Origin of the sequence: Pseudomonas sp. TNT2022 ID1044 (assembly GCF_028656895.1) — a bacterium.
GTDB lineage: Bacteria > Pseudomonadota > Gammaproteobacteria > Pseudomonadales > Pseudomonadaceae > Aquipseudomonas > Aquipseudomonas reinekei.
Map to the genome: position 1 here is coordinate 237,795 of NZ_JAMDHB010000009.1, position 21,073 is coordinate 258,867.

15 protein-coding genes and 2 pseudogenes are annotated in these 21,073 nt (G+C 59.4%); 12 read left to right on the forward strand and 5 right to left on the reverse strand.

Going from position 1 to position 21,073, the window contains the following annotated elements; all coding sequences use genetic code 11:
- Positions 1-49: 49 nt before the first annotated feature.
- A pseudogene (locus M5G20_RS13970) lies at positions 50-952 on the forward strand (universal stress protein).
- Positions 953-1,213: 261 nt separating this feature from the next.
- Here the strand turns inward: M5G20_RS13970 and nhaA are convergent.
- Complete coding sequence (gene nhaA, locus M5G20_RS13975; protein WP_273919542.1) at positions 1,214-2,410, reverse strand: Na+/H+ antiporter NhaA; 1,197 nt, start codon at positions 2,408-2,410, stop codon at positions 1,214-1,216.
- A gap of 291 nt (positions 2,411-2,701) precedes the next feature.
- On the opposite strand from nhaA, the gene M5G20_RS13980 reads away from it, so the two are divergent.
- From M5G20_RS13980 to M5G20_RS14020, 9 genes are all read left to right on the forward strand, one after another.
- Positions 2,702-4,912, forward strand: a complete 2,211-nt coding sequence (locus M5G20_RS13980; protein WP_273919543.1) for an LTA synthase family protein — start codon at positions 2,702-2,704, stop codon at positions 4,910-4,912.
- A gap of 257 nt (positions 4,913-5,169) precedes the next feature.
- The gene (locus tag M5G20_RS13985; protein WP_273919544.1) at positions 5,170-6,384 is read left to right on the forward strand and encodes an aldose 1-epimerase family protein; all 1,215 of its coding nucleotides are present in this window, start codon (positions 5,170-5,172) and stop codon (positions 6,382-6,384) included.
- 414 nt (positions 6,385-6,798) lie between these two features.
- Entirely contained in the window at positions 6,799-8,160 is a 1,362-nt protein-coding gene (locus M5G20_RS13990; RefSeq protein ID WP_273919545.1) for an MATE family efflux transporter, read from the forward strand.
- A gap of 140 nt (positions 8,161-8,300) precedes the next feature.
- Positions 8,301-9,266, forward strand: coding sequence for an alpha/beta fold hydrolase (locus M5G20_RS13995; RefSeq protein ID WP_273919546.1), 966 nt, complete (start codon positions 8,301-8,303; stop codon positions 9,264-9,266).
- A 157-nt stretch (positions 9,267-9,423) separates the two neighbouring features.
- Positions 9,424-10,110 carry a phosphoribosyltransferase gene (locus M5G20_RS14000; protein WP_273919547.1) on the forward strand — a complete coding sequence of 229 codons (687 nt, stop codon included), beginning with the start codon at positions 9,424-9,426 and terminating at the stop codon, positions 10,108-10,110.
- 138 nt (positions 10,111-10,248) lie between these two features.
- Entirely contained in the window at positions 10,249-10,818 is a 570-nt protein-coding gene (locus M5G20_RS14005; protein ID WP_273919548.1) for a YceI family protein, read from the forward strand.
- Positions 10,819-10,928: 110 nt separating this feature from the next.
- Entirely contained in the window at positions 10,929-11,438 is a 510-nt protein-coding gene (locus M5G20_RS14010) for a sigma-70 family RNA polymerase sigma factor (protein ID WP_150735103.1), read from the forward strand.
- A gap of 3 nt (positions 11,439-11,441) precedes the next feature.
- Complete coding sequence (locus tag M5G20_RS14015; protein ID WP_273919549.1) at positions 11,442-12,395, forward strand: FecR domain-containing protein; 954 nt, start codon at positions 11,442-11,444, stop codon at positions 12,393-12,395.
- A gap of 120 nt (positions 12,396-12,515) precedes the next feature.
- Positions 12,516-15,002 (forward strand): TonB-dependent siderophore receptor, encoded by a 2,487-nt coding sequence (locus M5G20_RS14020; RefSeq protein WP_273919550.1) that lies wholly within the window; start codon positions 12,516-12,518, stop codon positions 15,000-15,002.
- A gap of 156 nt (positions 15,003-15,158) precedes the next feature.
- On the opposite strand, the pseudogene M5G20_RS14025 reads toward M5G20_RS14020, so the two are convergent.
- A pseudogene (locus M5G20_RS14025) lies at positions 15,159-15,632 on the reverse strand (2Fe-2S iron-sulfur cluster-binding protein); the annotation flags it as partial.
- Between the two features lie 213 nt (positions 15,633-15,845).
- On the opposite strand from M5G20_RS14025, the gene M5G20_RS14030 reads away from it, so the two are divergent.
- Entirely contained in the window at positions 15,846-16,568 is a 723-nt protein-coding gene (locus tag M5G20_RS14030; RefSeq protein ID WP_273919551.1) for a GNAT family N-acetyltransferase, read from the forward strand.
- A gap of 319 nt (positions 16,569-16,887) precedes the next feature.
- Here M5G20_RS14030 and M5G20_RS14035 read toward each other — a convergent pair whose 3' ends face one another.
- Both M5G20_RS14035 and M5G20_RS14040 read right to left on the reverse strand, forming a co-directional pair.
- The gene (locus M5G20_RS14035) at positions 16,888-18,018 is read right to left on the reverse strand and encodes a DmpA family aminopeptidase (protein ID WP_273919552.1); all 1,131 of its coding nucleotides are present in this window, start codon (positions 18,016-18,018) and stop codon (positions 16,888-16,890) included.
- Between the two features lie 77 nt (positions 18,019-18,095).
- Positions 18,096-19,199: an extracellular solute-binding protein gene (locus M5G20_RS14040; protein WP_273919553.1), complete on the reverse strand. Its 1,104-nt coding sequence runs from the start codon at positions 19,197-19,199 to the stop codon at positions 18,096-18,098.
- Positions 19,200-19,309: 110 nt separating this feature from the next.
- Here M5G20_RS14040 and M5G20_RS14045 point away from each other — a divergent pair, with 110 nt between their 5' ends.
- Positions 19,310-20,083: a helix-turn-helix transcriptional regulator gene (locus tag M5G20_RS14045; RefSeq protein WP_273919554.1), complete on the forward strand. Its 774-nt coding sequence runs from the start codon at positions 19,310-19,312 to the stop codon at positions 20,081-20,083.
- A 16-nt stretch (positions 20,084-20,099) separates the two neighbouring features.
- Here the strand turns inward: M5G20_RS14045 and M5G20_RS14050 are convergent, their stop codons facing one another.
- Entirely contained in the window at positions 20,100-21,041 is a 942-nt protein-coding gene (locus tag M5G20_RS14050; protein WP_273919555.1) for a class I SAM-dependent methyltransferase, read from the reverse strand.
- Positions 21,042-21,073: the final 32 nt, after the last annotated feature.

The window sequence follows — 21,073 nt, forward strand, 5'->3', positions numbered from 1 at the left end:
AGAGTGCTGGGGGCGCTAGCGGATAACCCAGAACGTTTGGAGGTGTCACATGAGGCAGTATCAACGACTCTTTCTGATCGCAGGTCCAACCATGCGTCACTCGCCGGCAATGGAGCGGGCCATCGCACTGGCCGATGCCACAGGCGCAGCGCTGCATATCGCGGTGTTCATCGAAGACTTCGACCTTATGAGGTTAATGAGCAACAGTGAAGAACTTCGTGAGCGTTGCCGGCAAGAGAACCTGCAGTGATTGACGGATGAGGCCGAACTCATGCGCAGGAAGGGCATCAATGTGACCACCGAAGTTGCATTGACCCGTGACCCACTGCAAGAGATCCTTGGGCATGTGGCTGCAATGCAGCCGGACCTGATTATCAAGGACGTACATCATGAATCAGCGCTCAAACGCATATTCGTCACGCCTTTGGATTGGCAGTTGTTGCGCGAATGTCCGGCCCCCATACATCTGGTCAGCGAAGTCAGGTGTCCGCTTCCTCGGGTGATTGTGGCGGCGGTTGATCCATCGCATCCAGAGGGTCAGATCAGCGGAATCAACGACAGCGTCATTCAGGCGGCAAACGAATTGGCGACGCAATGTGATGCTGAATTGCACATGCTGTATGCCTATGAACTGACCCAAACACATTTCTCTGATGCAGGTGCTGGTGCCGTGACGATGCCAGGCTTCAGCAACGACGTGCGCCGGTCACTTGAGAAGTGCTTCATTGCCTTGGCTGGACGCCACGGCGTGCCACCTGAGCGGCAACACTTCATTGCAGGGCCGCCAACCAAAGCGATGGCCGACTTTGCCACTCATACTCGAGCGGATGTCTTCGTAATGGGAAATACCCATCACAAGGGGGTGGACAAGCTGATTGGCAGTACCACGGAGCATGTTCTGTATCAGGTGCCCTGCAGCGTTTTGGCCATCAAGGGAGAGGCGGATCACTGAACGAAAAAATCGCCACTACCGCAGGCGGCTATTGGTGCTGATGTGGTTTTGACCAGGCTGCTGACTTCAGCTGCCCCTTGGGCGGTCTATGAAGACACGCATGACGCCCTTGATTACCGAGTATTCAGGCAGGTCAAAGATTTCCGGTAACCTGGATCAAAACCGCATCAACGCTAGCCTGCCTTGTTGCTTCGCTGACGCAGGTTTCCAAACCACAGTATTTCCAGGCTTCGAGAAATACTGTGGTCATATCAAGAGAGATTATTTGGCTGCGGCAGCACTCGTCAGGACGCTGCTGCGACGAAGGACGATGACGCCGCCCAACGCTGCCAGAATCGATCCGATCAATACACCGACTTTGACTTCATCAATCAAAAGAGCTGATCCGGCGAACGCCAGATTGCCAATGAACAGGCTCATGGTGAAACCAATGCCGCACAACAGTGCTACGCCATAGAGTTGAACCCAGGTACTGCCTTCCGGCAGCTTGGCCAGGCCCATACGAATGGCCAGGGCAGTCAACAGGAAAATGCCGACCTGTTTGCCCACCAACAGCCCCAGCGCTACACCCAGCGGAACCGGATCGACCAGGTTCTCCATTGAAATACCGGCCAATGAAACACCCGCGTTGGCGAAACCAAAAATCGGCACCACAGCGAACGCTACCCACATGTGCAGCTTCTCTTCCAGGAAAAGCAGCGGAGATCGGGCTTCCTCTTCTGGCTTGCCCATGGGGATGCACAGCGCCACAGCGACACCCGCCAGCGTGGCATGTACACCCGATTGCAGCACGAAGTACCACAGCACACCACCGATCAGGAGATACGGGAACAATCGCCTTACGCCCAATCGATTCATTGCGATCAGAATGACCAGGGTCGCAAGCGAGGCCAGCAACATCGGCATAGAAAGGCCCGACGTATAGAAAAAGGCGATGATCACCACCGCGCCCAGATCGTCAATGATCGCTAAAGCAGCCAGAAACACTTTCAGCGAAGTCGGGACTCGCTTACCCAGCAACGACAAAACACCTAAGGCGAATGCAATGTCAGTAGCGGCCGGGATCGCCCATCCCCCCAAGGTCTCAGGATTACCCCAGTTGATTGCGATGTAGATCAGCGCAGGAACAACCATGCCGCCCAAGGCACCAAATCCAGGCAAGGCTCGCTGCCCCCAAGTGGAGAGCCCACCAGCCAGCACCTCTCGTTTGATTTCCAGACCGACCATCAGAAAGAAGATCGCCATCAGGCCATCATTCACCCAATGCTCTACAGACATGCCCATCCAAACGCTGTGCAAGGCTGCAAAGTAACTCTGGGATAGAGGCGAGTTAGCAACAATGAGAGCGGCCAGAGCTGCACCCATCAATACGAGACCGCCAGCGGATTCCGACGACAGGAAGCGAGCCAGAATCGCGGCTGCTCTAGGGGTTTCGGCTTTAGCTTGATGCTTGGTCATCAACGTCCTTGGGATCACTTAAAAGGTAATAGATTAACATCTGGCCTACACGAGTGGCGGCGTTAAATAGCCTGAAACAGTTAATGTTCAGGGCCATAAGGGGCATTAATGCTGTTCCTTCATCACGCTGGAGTGGGGGTTTTAGACCAGAACCTATTGGCATGCGAAACAAAATACATGCCAACCATCGGCTCCACACCCCATGTCCTTTTCGAATAATCCGGCCAGTCTTCCCATCGCTTGATACCATCCAGCACACTTGTATGAAGATTTAATGTCTGGAAGGCCTCTGTGAACATTATCCGTCGCTGGTTACGACAACCCTGTGCACGCCTCATCACTTTGATCGGATTGGTTCTGATAGTGCCTGTGTGCATGCGTGCGGCACTGGGTTGGTCGAATCCACTCGGCTACCTTTCAGATCTGGGAATTGCGAGCCTGCTCATCGTTCTCCTGCATCGCCGTCCTTGGTGGTTAGCACTTCCAGTGCTGCTGGCATGGGCGCTAATGACGCTGGCGACTGCCGAACTGGTCAGCGCGGTCGGTAGACTTCCAAACGCCGCAGACCTGCACTACCTGATCGACCCTCAGTTTTTGGCAAACTCTACCGGTGGTGGTTTCGCCCAGCCTTGGCTGGGCGCCACTCTGTTTCTTGGAATGGTGATTTGGCTGATCGCGCAGTATCTGGGGCGCTCCTCTGCCACTCCGGGTTTGCCACGAAGCGCATGGGGAGCACCGCTACTGCTATTGATCGCCCATTGGGGCGCTCAGCACCTGTACCCCTCAGAGGAAGACCAGTGGCGCTTGTTCAACCTCCCGCATCAGTTGATGGCCGCGGGCGTTGGCGATGTTCAGGCAAGCGCACAAGCGTGGTTCGAAGGTGAAGTTGTCGATCTCCCACCGCAAATGGCGGGGCTCACTCAACTCGATCTGGACGGACAGAAATTGCTCGCGGCACCGGGGCGTGCGCGCAATGTGTTGATCATCGCGCTGGAAGGTATTCCCGGCGCTTACGTCGGCGTCAACCGCCAAGCCCTGCACAGCAGCTATCAAGAAAACCTCATGCCCAACCTCAGTCGTTGGGCAGAGCGCGGCATGAACACGCCGGACTACGTACTGCATAGCCATCAAACCATTCGCGGCCTTTACGCGATGCTTTGCGGCGATTACGACAAGCTGGATAACGGCACGCCCAAAGGCGTCGAAATGTTGACCCAGAGCGAGCGCAACCAAGCCTGCTTGCCAGCCCAGTTGCACAAGAACGGGTTTGCCACGCACTACCTTCAAGGTGCAGGCCTTCGATTCATGGCCAAAGACAAGATCATGCCGCACATCGGCTTCCATGCTACTCACGGCTTGGAATGGTTCACTAATGGCAACTACTTGGAGTTCCCTTGGGGCAAGGACGACAAGGCTTTCTTCGAGGGGGCGCTCGACTACGTCGGCCAGCTGAAAAATCAGAAAAAGCCGTGGATGCTGACCCTGCTGACCGTTGGCACCCACCAACCCTATTCGGCCCCTGAAGACTACCTTGAGCGCTACGACACACCCAAGCAGGCCGCCGTCGGGTATCTGGATGATGCTCTCGGGCAATTCCTCAGCGGCCTGGAACGTCAGGGCATCTTGAAAGACACCCTGGTGGTAATCACCTCGGATGAATCTCACGGCATAGAGGGTGTGCGGCTGGCTTCCTCATGGGGCTTCAACCTGATGCTGGCGCCCGAGCAGGATCAATTGCCCAGTGTGAAGTCTGGGGTCTACGGGCATGTCGATCTGAGTGCATCGATACTCGACTACTTCGCCTTACCTGTCCCCTCAACCTTGAGCGGTCGTTCCCTGTTTCGTGATTATGAAACGGGCCGCGAAATCATGTCATTCACCAACGACAAGCTGCGCTATCACGATGGCCAAGGCACCTTGACCGAGTGTGACTTTCAACAGCGCTGCCGGTATTACGCCAGCGCCGGCTTCATTGCCGAACGTGCAACGTTGACGGGGCAGTATGGGGGCGCGCGTGCCCGCCAAATCGTAGCCAGAGCGACGGCACTGGATCGTTCGCTGCTCCGCACGCCGTTGAACCAGCACTACCAGTTCGGCAGTCCCGCCATCATCCCGCTTCAGGCGCAGATCAAGGATGACTGGGCCGATAACCTTATCGGTGCTCAGTACCTGGAAATGCCCGAGGGCTCACAGACTCGTGTGCGTCTGACCGTGCGCTCGGTAGATCCACAACAGAAGGCCTACATACTGCTCAAGGCCAAGGAGCTGGAACAGGATGTCCAACTGGGCCTGCCAGCGGAAATGGTCGTCACCGCAGACCAGCCACTGGAGATGGACTTCAGTTTTGACAATCCGCAGTCACGTAAGGCGTTTTCGTTCCACTTGTTGGGCTATGGATTGGGTGCCGTTGAGGTGAGCGACTTCAGCGTGATTACCGAGTTGCCAGAAGCACTGGAAGTGCTGGATGAGAATCCGGTCGACAGCGGTGCTCAATCAAGCTAGGTACCCCGTATGGTTGCACTCTGACGTCGAGTGCAACCATACGGGCGGACTGTTTTGGAAAGGTTTTGATTGAGCCTTGCTCTTTAGCCGAGCATGAAGCCCTTTGAAAAACGGTGTGTTGGTATTTCTTGAATCATATGGCCTCTCGTCAATGAGGTGATATCGATTGGCCTGAAATTGCTGCCAAGCTCATTAAGCTTGCTGAAACGTTTCATCAAGTTTATAAAAATGGCACAAATCCAAGAAAGGCTGCTGCCATGACCCCGCTCAAACTCTTTGTTGCCCTCAGCGCACTGTCCGCTGCCTCCCATGCCATGGCTTGGGATTACGTCCTGCTCGACACCGAAAAAGCCGCCCAGAACTGGCAGATCACCAGCCAGCAACTCGGCATAAAAACCGATAAACCCTTCAGCATTACTCTGCGCACCTTGCACGGCGGTCGGCAGGAGGGCGTCAGCATCGTCGACATCGATAACGGTACGATGAAACTCTCGGTAGTGCCGACTCGCGGAATGAACGTCTTGCAGGCTTCGGTCGGCAATGTGCGCATGGGCTGGGATTCGCCGGTCAAGGAAGTGGTCAATCCGTCTTTCATCGAACTCAATGGCCGCGGTGGCCTGGGTTGGCTGGAAGGTTTCAATGAGTTGGTCACCCGCTGCGGATACGAATGGGTCGGCCACCCCGGCATCGACAACGGTGAACTGCTGACCCTGCACGGTCGGGCCGCCAACATTCCTGCGAGCAAAGTCACCCTGCACATCGATGACAAACCGCCGTACGCCATCACCTTGCGCGGCGAACTGAAAGAGCAGGCGTTCAAGAAAGTCGACTTCTCCGTCGCGACCGAACTGGTCACCGAACCCGGCAGCGTCGTATTCGACCTCAACGACACCCTGACCAACAACGGCGACTATCCGAAGGAATACCAGGCGCTGTATCACAGTAACTTCAGCACCCCGTTCCTGGAGCAGGGCGCTCGTTTCGCCGCGCCGGTGAAACAGGTGTCGCCGTTCAACGACAAGGCCAAGGGCGATCTGCCCGACTGGCAAACCTACCGCGCACCGACCAAGGACTACGATGAAACGGTTTACAACGTGGTGCCGTATGCCGATGCCAAGGGCGATACCTTGACCGTGTTGCATAACAAGGCCGGCAGCCTGGGCGTTTCGGTCGGCTTCAATACTCAGACACTGCCCGTGTTTTCCCTGTGGAAAAATACCGATACCCAAGGCCAGGGCTATGTCACGGGGCTGGAGCCGGGGACAAGTTTTTCCTACAACCGCCGTTATCAGCGGCCACTGAACCTGGTGCCAACCATTGGGCCGAAGGAACACAAGCAGTTCCGCATCAGCTACAGCTTGTTGGCGGACAAGGCGGCGGTGGATAAGGCATTGAAGCAGGTCAGCGAGATTCAGGGTGGGCGGGAGACTGAGGTGCGGCAGACGCCGTTGGTTGATCTGACCAAAGGGTGACACCGGCTAGCGCATTGTCGGCCGATATTGCAGCCCTCGGGTGTCGTCTTGCGACGATCCTGCATCGGTTTATGGCCACCAGGCACGAATACGGCGTCGAACTTGTCGTAGCCGATTTTCTGAACATGCGCGAAGCTGATTGCCGACGAGTTGCTCTTCGAGGTCAGCTTCAGCGTGTCCAGTAACGCGAGACTTTCCTGGCGGGCCTTTTCATCGCCGCCGTCGCACAAGTTCTGCGCGGTAGGTGAGACATTCCGAGCTTTATGTAGGACCAATAACAATGAATTCTCAGACCTTTCACCTCACATCCCTACAAAACTAAACATCCCCCCAAATGTTCATTGCCCCTCGCTCATAACTCACCGAAGCTATCCTCATATCAGCCCTCACGCCGTCGAGATGGACCTCCACCCAATGCAAACCGCTACTAGCGCCCAACGCCCCCTCTGGAAAATCTACCTGCTGTTCCTCGCGCCCATGGTCCTGTCGAATTTCCTGCAATCGATGTCCGGCACGGTCAACAGCATCTACATCGGCCAGATGCTCGGCACGCAAGCGCTGGCGGCCGTTTCCGGCATGTTCCCCATCGTGTTTTTCTTCATCGCTTTGGTCATTGGCTTGGGCGCTGGCGCGGGGGTGTTGATCGGGCAGGCGTGGGGGGCGCGGGAGACGCATTTGGTGAAGGCGATTGCCGGGGCGACGTTGATGTTGGGGGTGTTGATCGGGTTGGTCGCGGCGGTGGTGGGGAGTGTGTTTGCGCGGTCGTCGCTGGTGGGATTGGGGACGCCGGCGGATGTGCTGGACGATGCGGTGGCGTATGCCCATGTGATGTTGTGGTTCATGCCGACGCTGCTGGTGTTTGTGTTGTTCACGCAGTTGCTGCGCGGGGTGAGCGATACATTGTCGCCGTTGTTGGCGCTGGTGGTGTCGACCGCGATTGGCCTGGCGCTGACGCCGGCGTTGATTCGCGGGTGGCTGGGGTTGCCGCCGCTGGGGATTCAAAGTGCGGCGTTTGCCGGGTTGGCGGGCAACCTGGCAGCGATGGGGTGGCTGGCGTGGCGCTTGATTCGTCGTGGCCATCCGTTGGCGCCAGACCGCGAGTTTTTTGCGGCGATGAAGCTGGACTGGGCGATCCTCGGCAAGGTGCTGCGCATCGGTTTGCCCACCGGGTTGCAGATGGTCGTGTTGTCGCTGTCGGAACTGGTGATTCTGGCGCTGGTGAACCAGCACGGTTCCCAGGCGACGGCGGCGTATGGCGCGGTGACGCAGATCGTCAACTACGTGCAGTTCCCGGCGCTGTCGATTGCGATCACGGCATCGATCCTTGGCGCGCAGGCCATCGGGGCAGGGCGCATCGAGCGCATCGGGCCGATTTTGAAGACCGGGCTGATGATCAATGTGTGCCTGACGGGCGGCTTGATCGTGCTTGGCTATTTGTTGTCGAGCGCGTTGCTGGCGTCTTTCCTGACGGAAGAATCGACGCTGAACATGGCCGAGCACCTGTTGCACATCATGCTTTGGAGCCTGCTGGTGTTCGGCTTCCAGGCGATCATCGGCGGCATCATGCGCGCCAGCGGCACGGTGATGGTGCCGGTGGCGATTTCAATTGTGTGCGTGGTGGGCGTGCAGTTGCCGGTGGCGTATTTGCTGGATGCGCGGTTCGGGTTGCAAGGGGTGTGGATGGCGTTTCCGGTGGCGTACCTGGGGATGCTGGTGTTGCAGACGCTGTATTACAAATTGGTGTGGAAGCATCAGAAGATTGAGCGGTTGGTGTAGCGCAGCGGCCGCAGAGCGTGTGTATCGCTATGTAAGATCGGCGGTGAACATACAGGGGATTACAAATCCGGTACGGGGTGGATACATCGAAGTGGCACTGTTTGCCCAAGTCACTTTCGCACCCTGAATCGGAGTTTCCCATGAATAAATTGCTGTCTGCCCTGGCCCTCGGTTGTGCCTTGGGCCTGTCGCTTTCCAGTACCGCCTACGCTGCCGAAGCGGCGAGTCCTTCAGTGGAGCAAATGGCCGTTGCCTACCGCAGTATCAAGGTCGATGACCTGACGATTTTCTATCGTGAAGCCGGTCGTCCGGATGCGCCAACGTTGTTGCTGCTGCACGGCTTCCCCAGTTCTTCGCGCATGTATGACCCGCTGCTGTCACGGTTGGCGCAGAACTACCACCTGGTGGCGCCGGACTATCCGGGGTTTGGTCATAGCGATGCCCCGGATTCGAAGCGGTTTGCCTATACCTTCGATCATCTGGCCAGTGTGATGGAGCATTTCACCGAAGCCCTGGGCCTGAACCAATATGCGTTGTATGTGCAGGATTACGGCGGCCCGGTGGGCTTTCGAATGATGCTCGCGCATCCCGAACGCCTGCAGGCACTGATCGTTCAGAATGCGGTTGCGCATGAAGACGGGCTTGGGCCGCTGTGGCAGAAACGGCGTGAGTTTTGGGCCAATCGAGCGCCGAACGAGGCGGGGTTGCGAGCGAGCTTTTTCTCGTTGGCGACCACCCGGCAACGGCATGTCGGCGCCAATCCGGCGATCGAGGTGTTCAACCCGGATTTGTGGACCGACGAATTCAACTTCCTGAACCAGCCAGGTCAAGCGGATATCCAGAGCGATCTGTTCTACGACTACCGCAACAACGTGGCCAGCTATCCGAAGTGGCAAGCCTGGCTGCGCGAGCACCAACCGCCGACGCTGGTGGTGTGGGGCAAGTTTGATCCGTCGTTTGACGTCGCCGAAACCGAGGCTTATCGACGGGATCTGCCGGGCGCGGAAATTCATGTGCTGGAGGCCGGGCACTTTGCGCTGGATGAAAAACCTGGGGAAATTGCGCGGTTGGTGGGAGATTTCCTTGGCAGGCATGTCGGGAAATAATGCTTCACGGTTGACCGGGCGGGCGTCATCGCGAGCAGGCTCGCGCCTACAGGGGGCGGTGGTGAGCAGTGAGGTCTTGCTGACGGCCACCATCGCACCGACAATCCAGTGGTGGGGAAAATAACCGACAGGCGCTATTGCCTGGGGAGGTTTTCCGATGAGCCCCTTGTCCCGTTCCATCCTGCAGGATCGAGCCGCCGCCGGGCGGCGTCTGGTGGAGCCGCTGCTCGCTTATGCCCATCGACCTGACGTGATCATTCTCGCTTTACCCCGAGGCGGTGTGCCGGTGGCCTACGAAGTGGCCTCGGCGCTCGGCGTTCGCCTTGATTTGATGTTGGTGCGCAAACTCGGCGTGCCGTCCCGTCCGGAGTACGCCATGGGCGCGATCGCCAGTGGCGGTATTCAGATTCGCAATGAAGAAGCGCTGCGCTTTCATCCCATCGACAAGGCTGCATTCCAGGCCGTGGTCGAGCGCGAGAGCCGCGAACTGCTGCGCCGGGAGCAGGCCTACCGAGGATCGCGGGCGCCGTTGCAGCTCAAGGATCAGGTGGTGATCCTGATCGACGACGGCCTGGCGACCGGCGCTTCGATGCTGGCGGCGGTGCAGGCGGCGCGATTGCAGGCGCCGTCGCGCATTGTGGTGGCCGTGCCGGTGGCGCCGGTGGAAACGGCAGAAGTGTTGCGCGGCGAAGTGGACGAGCTGGTGTGCCCACTTTTCCCTGACGGGTTCACGTCGATTGGCCACTGGTACGTGGATTTTTCCCAGACGTCGGATGCCGAGGTGATCGCCTTGTTGCAGCGAGCCTGGCGGCGAGAAGACGGTTCGCCTGACGCCAACGGTTGATCATCGCGGCAGCGATCGGACGGGGCGATGTCATCGCACAACGTCACTTGCTCTGGTAAAGATTTTGCGGGTGGCATAAACGATGGTTCTTTGCTTTAGTCCACCTACTGTCGGCTTACCTGCACCCCGGAGAGACCAATGAGCGCTCGTACTTCGCGTTTCTCTAAATGGGCCTGCGTCCTTGTGTTCGGTGTGTTTGCGTGCGCCCATGCAGTCGAATACACCGAAGTAAATCCTGCGGCCAGTACCCTCAGTTTCACTTACAGCCAGATGGGCTCGCGGGTGTATGGCACGTTCGGCAAGTTCGTCGGGGCCCTCGATTTCGACACAACGCATCCTCGGGATGCGCAGGCCAAGTTGATCATCGACCTCGACAGCATCGAGGTGGACGATAGTGACGCCAGGACCGAACTCCCCAAGCCTGCCTGGTTCGACACGGCCACGTATCCGAAGGCAATCTTCGAATCGACTCGGGTCAAGGACCTCGGCAACAACCATTACATGATCACCGGCAATCTCACGCTCAGGGGTCTCACTCAGGAGGTGGAGGTGCCGGTGCAGCTGAAAGCGGAAAATGCGATCGGCATTTTCGATGGCGAATTAACACTCAAACGCAGTGACTTCAAGATTGGTACGGGTGAATGGGCTGACAGTCTTGTCTCCAACGACATCAACATACGTTTCCGCATAGTCGCGCCCGAGCGTTGACGTAAAGCCATCACTCAGCCGCGCAGAAACACGGGGGTGGTCTTGCCAAAATGCGTTGGCTTGGAAGAAAATGAGAGTCATTATCAAATAAATTTGTATCGGGCCTTTCCATGTCCTCCGCCGACCTCTCGCTGCAACACGCCGTGCACACGCTTTACGAGGATCACCACAGTTGGTTGTGTGGCTGGTTACGCAAGCGGCTCGGCTGCAACCACAGCGCGGCGGACCTGGCCCAGGACACCTTCGTTCGCGTGCTCACCCAGCGCAAGACCCAGGAGCTGCGCGAGCCTCGCGCCTACCTGAGCACTATCGCTCGTAGCCTGATGATCGATATGTTCCGCCGTCGCGCGCTGGAGCAGGCTTATCTGGAAACCCTGGCGAATATTCCCGAGCCGGTGGCGGTTTCCCCGGAAACCCGTTCGCTGATCATCGAAACCCTGATGGAAATCGATCGCTTGCTCGACGGCCTGGGTGAGCGCACCCGCGAGATTTTCCTGTTGGCCCAGCTCGATGGCCTGAGCTATGTCGAGATCGGGCGACGCCTGAATGTCTCGGTGACCACGGTCAAGAAACACGCGGTGCGCGCCCTGACTCACTGTCTGCTGCTGATCGAGGACTGAACCGTGGCCCGCGCGCAACCTCTGGATTTCGCCACCCTTGAAGCCGCTGCCCGCTGGTACGTCGACTTGCGCGGTGAGGTGCCGGACGCCGCCGTACGCGAAGCGCATCGGCGCTGGCTGGAGCGTGATCCTCGGCATGTGCAGGCATGGGAGCGCCTCGGACGTTTGCAAGACAAGCTTGGCCAGCTATCTCCCGCCGTCGCCCGCCCGACCCTGACCAACGCCCGGGCCAAACGGCGGGACGTGCTCAAGGTGTTGTCGATTCTGTTGATGGCGGGTGGGGCAGGGACACTGGCCTGGAACACCACACCGCTGCCGACGTTGATGGCCGACCAGCGCACCGGCACCGGCGAGCGTCGCCGGGTGCGACTGGACGATGGCAGTCAACTGCAACTCAACACGGCGACGGCGGTGGACATTCGCTACAGCGCCACCCTGCGCGAGATTCGTTTGCTTGAGGGCGAAATCCAGATCGACACAGCGCGCGATTCATTGGCGCGGCCCTTTGTGGTCCATACCGCTGAAGGCAGCATCCGCGCGCTGGGCACCCGTTTTGTCGTGCGCCACGACGCGGAGCAAACGCGGGTCAGCGTGCAGGAACATGCGGTTGAAGTGCGCTGCGCCGATCTGTCCGGCCCAGCGGTGCGCGTCGATGCCGGCCAGCAATTGAGCTTTCGCCGCGATGCCACCGATGCCGTGCTGCGCGCCGTCCCGCAGTCGGACGCCTGGACCCGCGACATGCTGGTGGTCAATGACTGGCGTCTGGGTGACTTCGTCCGTGAACTGCAGCGTTATCGTCCGGGGTACTTGGGGTGTGATCCGGCGGTGGCGGCGCTGCGTATCTCCGGGGCTTTTCATCTGGCCACCACCGACACCATTCTGGACAACCTGACCTCGACCTTGCCCGTGCGCATCCGACGGTTCAGCCGCTTTTGGGCCAGCGTGGAGCCTGTTTGAGTGATTGACCGAAAAAATGTGACGCAGGGGTTATTGATTTCGATTCTCGTTCGACTTGGTAGTTAGGAGGCGCATTTAGACGCTGCCATTGACTGCCACTCACGGGCGAAAGGACACTGCATGACCCCTCGCAATTCCCCATCGAGCATTTCTTCCCTCCAGCCATCTGTCAGACCCTTGAGCTGCGCCGTGCATGCCGCACTGCTCGGTATGGCGCTGGTCGTGCCGTTGGGCATGGCAGTCGTGGCACAACCGGCGTGGGCGCAAACCAGCACTGAGGCCGAATTCGATATTCCGGCAGGTCCCCTGGGGCCGGCGTTGACCCGGTTTGCCGGCACCGCGGGGGTGACCGTGTCGTTTGAACCGGGCTCTGCCATTGGCCAAACGACCGCGGGATTGCAAGGGCGTTACTCGGTGGAGGCGGGGCTGCGCCAATTGCTCGCCGGGAGCAAATTGCAGGCTGTGCGTCATGACAACGGCAGCTATTCGCTATTACCGATGGTGGGTGACGGCGCCGCCTTGCAACTGGGGGCCACCAGTATTTCCGGTGTGATCGTGGAGTCCGCTTACGGACCGGTGGACGGCCTCGTGGCGACCCGCAGTGCCACGGGCACCAAGACTGACACGCCGATCCTCGAAATCCCGCAGACCATCAACGTGGTCACCGCCGATCAGGTCGAAACCCAAGGCGCGCGCAACCTGACCCAGGCTTTGCGCTACACGCCGGGGGTGAACACCAGCGGATACACCGACCGCAACTCGATTGCCGATGAAATCACCAGCCGTGGCTTCGCGCCGACGCCGTTGTATTTCGATGGTGCCTACATCCCTTACGCCGGCAGCCTCGGTGGTGCGCCGCAAATCGATCCCTATACCCTGGAGCGCATCGAAGTGCTCAAGGGGCCGTCGTCGGTCCTCTATGGGCAGAACCAGCCTGGAGGCTTGATCAACATGGTCTCCAAGCGCCCGACCACCGAGCAGCGCAGCCAGATCAAATTGGGTGCGGGCAGTTACGATCGGGTCAACGGTGCCTTCGACACCAGTGGCCCGCTCGATGAACAGAAACAGTTCACCTATCGCCTGATCGGCGTCGCCAACAAGGGAGGCGAGCAGGTCGAGCACAACAGCAGCGAACGCATGCTGCTGGCGCCGAGCCTGACCTGGGCGCCTACCGATGACACCTTCCTGACGGTGCTGGCGCAGGTCCAGCGCGATGACGGCGTGCCTGATTATCAGTCGCTGCCACGCATCGGTTCCCTCAACCGTGGCCCCAACGGCGAGAAAATCAATCGTGACTTTTTCTCCGGCGACACCCACTTCAACGACTACAAACGTGACCAGTACATCTTCGGTTATGACTTCAGCCACAACTTCAGTGAAGACCTGAAATACCGCTCCACTGCGCGTTACACCGACGTGCGCGATCGTTACAGGGGTTTCTATCTGCGCAGCTTCGTCACCGATGCCGGCGTGACCGATTACACCCGCGCCAATCGTGCCAAGGTCGACTGGCACCAACACAACATCGCCTGGACCGTCGATAACAACCTCGAATACAAATTCAACACCGGGGCCCTGGAACACACCACGCTGGCAGGGGTGGACTATCGGCATTTCACCCGCAAGTACGACGGCTACAACGCCAACAATGTGTTGCCGGTGAACCTGTACGGCAAGAACAACTACGACACCAGCAGCGTGACGCCAACGCTCACCACCCAATGGGACAACACCCTGCGTCAGACGGGGGTGTACCTGCAGGACCAGATCAAACTGGACCAGTGGATCCTGACCATCGGCGGGCGTCAGGATTGGGCGGAAATCGACAACAAGGATTTGCTCGCATCGACCCGTGAATCCAAACGCGACAACAAGTTCACCGGGCGTATCGGTCTGACTTACGTCACTGATTTCGGCCTGGCGCCCTATGTCAGCTATTCCGAGTCGTTCCTGCCGACGCTGGGCACTGCGGCGCCTGAGCGTGGCGGCAAGGCCTTCGAGCCGACCGAGGGTCAACAATACGAAGTGGGCGTGAAGTACCAGCCGTTCGAGAAGACCCTGATCACCGCTTCGGTGTATGAGATCAAACAGAAGAACGTGCTGACCGGTGACGATGACTATCCGGAGTACATGTCCCAGGGCGGCGAAACGCGTTCGCGCGGCGTCGAGCTGGAAATCAAATCGAGCATCGACAACGTCGACATCCTCGCCGCTGCCAGCTACATGGACTCGTTCTACACCAAGGACACCTGGGGCAACGAGGACAACCGCAACGAAGCGCAGTCACCGGTTTCCGCATCGATGTGGGTCGACTACCATTTCACCCAGGCCACCCTCAATGGCCTGACCTTCGGCGCTGGTGCACGTTACACCGGACGCAAGCCGGGGGATGCGGCCAACTCGTTCGACGTCCCGTCCTGGGTCGTCTACGACGCCACCGTCAGCTATGACATGGGCAAACTCGACCCAAGCTTGCGCGGTTTGCAGACCCGCCTGAACGTGCAGAACATCTTCGACCGCGAGTATGTGTCGGACTGCAACTACTCGTTTGGCTGCTACTACGGACAGGAGCGGGTGGCGTCGGTTGAGATGACTTACGACTGGTAACTCGATGCCAGCGAGGCGGGCCTGATGATCATGGCAAGATGCAAACCAACGCCAACCCGAACATCAGGCTCCCGCCGATATACATCCGGGCGGCCCGGTACCCGGTGGGAGCGAGCCTGCTCGCGATGGGGCCGCCAATCATCATCACCCCCGATACCGCAACGCCTCCAGCACGGCGACCGCCGAACAGATCTGCCCCGGTGTGCAGTAACCGCACTGATAGCCGTCGTGCTTGATGAACGCGGCCTGCATGGGGTGTAACTGTTGCGGTGTGCCGAGGCCTTCGATGGTGGTGATCTTCGAGCCCTCGTGCATGACGGCCAGGGTCAGGCACGAATTGATCCGCCGTCCATTGGCGATCACCGTACAGGCGCCGCATTGGCCGTGGTCGCAGCCTTTCTTGGTGCCGGTCAGTTGCAGGTTTTCCCGCAGGGCATCGAGCAGGGTGGTGCGGGTGTCGAGGTCGAGGTCGAGGTCGCGCTGTTCGTCGTTCACCCAGATCTTCACCGAGGCTTTGATCGGGCGCGCGGCATTGGCGGTGGATGCCTGCACAGAAATGAACGGCGGCAGCGCCACGCTGGCCGCCGTCACTGCACCGACAATCAGGAATGTGCGTCGGGAAATCGTCATCAGGTCAGTTCCTTGGGTTATTTTCGCGTGCAGTGCCCTGCGGCACTTCGCAGCCCTCATCAATAGGAGTGACCTGTGGTTTGATGAAAATGTTTCTGCGGTTTTCAGCTATAGAGTCATGCGTGTAGCTCATGAATCCAGCAAGGGGCCGGAACGCGTTAAGATGTCCGCCCGCAACGAACGCTTTACGCCACCCCGGAGCCAACCCCCGCAATGCCGCAGATCACGCACTTCAAAACGCCGTGCCCCGAGCACATCAATAGCCAGATCCTGCAGATGGTGGTCGACAACCTGACCGACATCAGCATGGTCGCGATACCGCCGAGCAACCTGCTGTACAACGTTTACCAGTACGCGATTGGCTACGAAGTGCATCTGTATCTGGAAGCGTTGAACGGTGCGAAAGGCATTGATGTAGAGCTGATCGTCGCCACCGATCTGGACGATCCGGACACGGTGATTGGCTTCTTGCTGTATCTGCCGGTCAAGGACGATCCCGAGGCGTGCGGCGTGGCGTACATGGCGGTTCAGGCGGAACATCGGCGCCAGGGCATTGCGCGTCGGATGCTGCGGGAAATGGTCGGCCGTTATCCCCATGCCGAGCTGACTTGCGCGGTGGCCAAGGTGCCGTATTTCGAAGCAATGGGGTTTCAGGTGGTGGGCGTGCGCGCAACCCAGGTCCTGATGAACACCCGCGACCACGGCAGCGACGGATTGATGGCGATGCTGGACGTGGCACCGATCTACAGCTCGCTGGAAGTGCGGCAGATTCATACCTACCTGCTGCAAAAACATGGCAAGCGGGCGATGGTCGATGCCGAGAAGCAGCGGGACCGGCATCTGGATCAGTTGACGTTCAAGGCCAATGAGTTCGTGCGAGGACGGTTGGGGGACGACGCGGCCCCGGCCAACGGCCCACGATTGCGCCTGGTCTGATCACAATCTGTTCCACACAGCAATTCCCCTGTGGGAGCGAGCCTGCTCGCGATGGCGTCGTGTCAGACAACATTGATCGCGACGGACACACCGCATTCGCGAGCAGGCTCGCTTTCACAATGAAAGTGGTTGTTTCTCGAAGGTAAAAAAAGAGCCTCAAAGCTCTTTGATGGGGAGGAAGTAGAGCCATTGAGGCTCAAGATGCGCATGAAGCAAGCGGTGAGCTTGTAGGGGTTCAGTGCACTCACCACTTACGCAACGGCTTGTTGAGCAAACAGGCGGCTGCGCAAGTTCATCCTAGAAAGACCGAGTGTTTCACTCAAGTACCGCTAGTCGAATCCCCCGGCCAGCCGGCCCGGCGCAGTGCCTTGAGCAGCGTTTGAGCATCCAGCCCCGGCACCGCATGGCCGTTACCTTCAGCGGTATCGGCGGCGAGCATGGCGTTGATGATGGCTTCCTCCACGGCTTCGGTCGCGGCCAGGAACAACTCGCTAATGTGATCGTTGTTGACCATGCTCAGGTTGTCGGTGGTCGGTGCTTTTTTGCTCTCGTAGGCAGCCGGGGGCACGTGCTGGTTGCCGGTGGCGAAGGCGATGAAGATGTCGCCGCTGTGGTCTTCATTGCCGCCACCGGTACGGGCCAGACCCAGGCTGGCACGCTGCGCCAGACGGGTGCACTGGTGTGGCAGTAGCGGCGCATCGGTCGCCAGGCAGACCACGATCGAACCCATGCCCGGATGCGGCAGCGCAGCTTTGAGAAACGGTGAGTCGATCTGCTCCATGTAACGCCCGACCGGGTAGCCATCGACGCGCAATTCGTTGCGGATGCCATGGTTGGCCTGGACGATGGCCCCGACGGTCCAGCCGCCCTGGGTACTGTCCAATCTCCGCGAGGCGGTGCCGATGCCGCCCTTGAACTCATGGCAGATCATGCCGCTGCCACCGCCGACATTGCCTTGCGTCACCGGGCCGCTCCTGGCACTGCGCACAGCTTCGGCGACGTGCTCGGGTTTCACATGAAAGCCGTTGATGTCGTTGAGCAGGCCGTCATACGTTTCCAGCACCACCGGCATGTTCCAGTAGAGCCTGCCGTCTCCGGTTTGCTGCTCGCGGTCCACGGCGATCAGCGCATCGCGCACCACGCCCAGGCTGTGGGTGTTGGTGAAGGCAATCGGGCTGGTCAGCAGACCCGCTTCACGAATCCACTCCAGCCCCGTGGCGTCGCCATTGCCATTGAGCACATGGACTCCGGCGAAACACGGTTGCTCGCTGGTGGAACCCGCACGCGGTTCGATGACGGTGACGCCGGTCAGGATGTCGCGACCTTTGTCGGTACGACCTCGCACATCGCAGTGGCCGACCCTAACGCCGGGCACGTCGGTGATGGCATTGAGCGGGCCGGGTTGCAGTTGGCCAAACTGGATGTTGAGGTCGCGGGCACGTGGTTTCATCGGATCTCTCGTCTTCAAATTCATGGCATAAAAAGGTGTGTGTTCGGGGGCGGATCCCGCAGGGGATAGAGGTGTGCCTACTGGCCGTTCTTGACCTTGCTCCAGATCCGCGTCCGCACCCGTTCGGTGGCCGGCGGTAACGGTTGCAAGGTGAACAGCGTAGCCAGGGCCTCAGCCGTTGGATAAACCGCCGGATTGGTCCGTGTCGCCTCAGCCACCAGGGGCGTGGCATTGCGGTTGCCGTTGGGGTAGTTGAGGTGATTGCTGATCGGGGCGATGACCTCGGCGTGCATCAAGTAATCGATGAAGGCCAGCCCTTGTTGCGGATGCGGTGCGTCTTTGAGCAGCACCAGCGTGTCGAACCACACCGGCGCGCCTTCCTTCGGCAAGCTGTAGGCGATCTTCACGCCGTTGCCGGCCTGCTCGGCGGTGGCTTTGGCCTCAAGCATCGCTCCGGACCAGCCGACCGCGACGCAGATGTTGCCGTTGGCTAAATCACTGATGAACTTCGACGAGTTGAAGTAGGCGATATGCGGGCGCAACTTGAGCAATAACGCCTCGGCTTTTTTATAGTCCGCAGGGTGGGTGCTGTTGGGCGGCAGGCCCAGGTAGTGCAGGGCGACCGGCAGCATTTCCGAAGGCGAATCAAGCATCGCCACGCCACATTCACCGAGCCTGGCCAGGTTCTCTTCCTTGAACACCAGATCCCAGGAATCCACTGGCGCGTTTTCGCCGAGCACCGCACGCACTTTATCGATGTTGTAGCCGATGCCGTTGGTGCCCCACAGGTACGGCACGGCGTACTGGTTACCCGGATCGTTATTGGCCAGTTTTGCCAGCAGGTCGGTGTCCATGTTCTTGAAATCAGGCAGGTCGGCGCGAGGCATGGGCGCCAGGGCACCGGCTTTGATCAGTGTCGGCAAACTGTAGTTGCTGGCCACCACCACGTCGTAACCGCTACGGCTGGTCAACAGTTTGCCTTCCAGTACTTCGGCACTGTCGAACGTGTCGTAGACGGGCTGGATACCGGTATCTCGCTGGAAGTCATGCAGGGTGGTCGGGCCGATGTAGTCGTACCAGTTGTACACGTGAACGGTCGGGTTCTCGGCCGCAACGGCCGACAGCGACACCGCCAGACAGGCGCCCAACCCCAGATTGAAATACGAGCGATGACCACTCATGATGCGGCACTCCTGGCCTGCTGCGGCCGGTGATGTTCAGGAGCTTGCAGGGTATCGACAGGGGTGGCCGTTACCCATTCCCATCATGGGTTACTCGAAAGGGGTAGTGCGTGGACGCGTTGTTGAAAGAGTTGCCGATGCACCAGGGGCTGGCGCGTGTGTTTGCCACGCTGGGCGAGGAGGGATTCTGGCGGGCGTTGGTCGATACGCTGCGCCTGCTGGTGCCGCTCGACAACGCCCTGGTCGCGGTGATGCAGCCAGGGCGGATGCCGCGTCTGCTGATCGACTTCGACGCCAAAGCCACCGCTGATGAGCACGAAGAACTGGCGGACTACCGCGCTGGCATGTACTTGCTCGATCCGTTTTACCTCGCGGTGTGTGCCGGCATCAGTGACGGTTTGCACAGCCTCGATTCGGTGGCTCCGGACCAGTTCCTGCAGAGCGAGTACTACCTCAGCTACTTCCGTTGCGTGGTCGGCGGCGACGAGTTGCAATTCATGGTCAATGTTGACGGCGCCGTGCTGGGGTTGTCCCTGGGGCGTGCGACACGCTTCAGCCTCGAAGAGCAGGGCCGCCTGTTGTGTGTGCGCGACTGGGTGCTGGCCGCCATGCGTCGACACTTGCGATTGCTGCCGCCGGAAGGGCCGGTCGCCGAGGCCGTGGCTGGGGATCTGGCGACGCTGCTGGATCGTTTCGATGCGCGCTTGTCAGTACGCGAGATCGAAACGGCGCGGCTGATTCTGCAGGGTTTCTCCAGCAAGGCTATCGCCCAGCAGATGGGCATTTCACCGGAGACGGTGAAGGTGCATCGGCGCAACCTTTATCACAAGCTCAATGTGAATGGGCATGGGGAGTTGTTTGCGTTGGTGTTGCGACCGCGTTGAAATCAAGCGTTGGTTATCAGTTTTCGAGTTTGAACACCAACGCCTTCAATCCACATTCCACATCCGCATCGGGAAACTCCGGCGGGTTCTCCAGCCGTTGTTCAAAATGCAGGCTCGGTGCTTCGCGGGTGACGCCGTCGATCAGGAAGTCGGCACCGAACGCCGGGTCATTCATGCAGGCCAGCACCGTGCCGTTTTCAGCCAGCAATTCTGGCAAGCGGCGCAGCACGCGCTGGTAATCCTTGGTCAGCAAAAAGCTGCCCTTCTGGAACGACGGCGGGTCGATGATCACCAGGTCGTACGGGCCTTTGCCGATCACCTTGCCCCAGGACTTGAACAGGTCGTGGCCGAGGAACGTGACCTGGCTCAGGTCATGGCCATTGAGCCGATGATTGTCGCGACCACGGCTCAGGGCCGGGCTGGACATGTCGAGGTTGACCACGTGGGTCGCACCGCCTTCGATCGCTGCCACCGAGAAGCCGCAGGTGTAGGCGAACAGGTTTAGCACTCGTTTGCCGTCGGCGTTGGCCCGCACCCAATCGCGGCCGTAGCGCATGTCGAGGAACAGCCCGGTGTTCTGCTTGCGACCCAGATCCACCCGGTATTTCAGCCCGCCTTCGGTGATGGTCATTTCGTCGATGACGTCGCCCAGCAGCCATTCGGTGGTGCTTTGCAGCAGGTAGCGGTGTTGCAGCAGCAACGTGTGTGCGCCCGATTGTGCCCATTGCGGCGATTGAGTGATCGCCATCAGCCGTTGCTTCAAGTCTTCCAGTTGCTCAGCTTCCGGTTCCTTGAACAACGCCACCAGCACCACCCCTTGCAGCCAGTCCACGGTCAGCTGTTCCAGCCCCGGCCAGCAGCGACCACGGCCGTGGAACAGGCGGCGGGTTTCGGCGGGCGGTGTTGCCAGCGCCGTCAGCAGGTGGTCGTGAAGGTTGGAGAGGGCGTCTGCGTTCATGGGTTTGGGTCGGCCATTTGCGGGGGGCGGCA

What these genes read in the sequence shown, in the direction of transcription:
- M5G20_RS13995 (WP_273919546.1), top strand. Translation starts at nt 8,301, where the DNA reads ATGAATAAATTGCTGTCTGCCCTGGCCCTCGGTTGTGCCTTGGGCCTG.
- M5G20_RS14030 (WP_273919551.1), top strand. Translation starts at nt 15,846, where the DNA reads ATGCCGCAGATCACGCACTTCAAAACGCCGTGCCCCGAGCACATCAAT.
- M5G20_RS14035 (WP_273919552.1), bottom strand. Translation starts at nt 18,018, where the DNA reads ATGAAACCACGTGCCCGCGACCTCAACATCCAGTTTGGCCAACTGCAA.
- M5G20_RS13985 (WP_273919544.1), top strand. Translation starts at nt 5,170, where the DNA reads ATGACCCCGCTCAAACTCTTTGTTGCCCTCAGCGCACTGTCCGCTGCC.
- M5G20_RS13990 (WP_273919545.1), top strand. Translation starts at nt 6,799, where the DNA reads ATGCAAACCGCTACTAGCGCCCAACGCCCCCTCTGGAAAATCTACCTG.
- M5G20_RS14005 (WP_273919548.1), top strand. Translation starts at nt 10,249, where the DNA reads ATGAGCGCTCGTACTTCGCGTTTCTCTAAATGGGCCTGCGTCCTTGTG.
- M5G20_RS14040 (WP_273919553.1), bottom strand. Translation starts at nt 19,199, where the DNA reads ATGAGTGGTCATCGCTCGTATTTCAATCTGGGGTTGGGCGCCTGTCTG.
- M5G20_RS14020 (WP_273919550.1), top strand. Translation starts at nt 12,516, where the DNA reads ATGACCCCTCGCAATTCCCCATCGAGCATTTCTTCCCTCCAGCCATCT.
- M5G20_RS14000 (WP_273919547.1), top strand. Translation starts at nt 9,424, where the DNA reads ATGAGCCCCTTGTCCCGTTCCATCCTGCAGGATCGAGCCGCCGCCGGG.
- M5G20_RS14010 (WP_150735103.1), top strand. Translation starts at nt 10,929, where the DNA reads ATGTCCTCCGCCGACCTCTCGCTGCAACACGCCGTGCACACGCTTTAC.
- M5G20_RS14050 (WP_273919555.1), bottom strand. Translation starts at nt 21,041, where the DNA reads ATGAACGCAGACGCCCTCTCCAACCTTCACGACCACCTGCTGACGGCG.
- nhaA (WP_273919542.1), bottom strand. Translation starts at nt 2,410, where the DNA reads ATGACCAAGCATCAAGCTAAAGCCGAAACCCCTAGAGCAGCCGCGATT.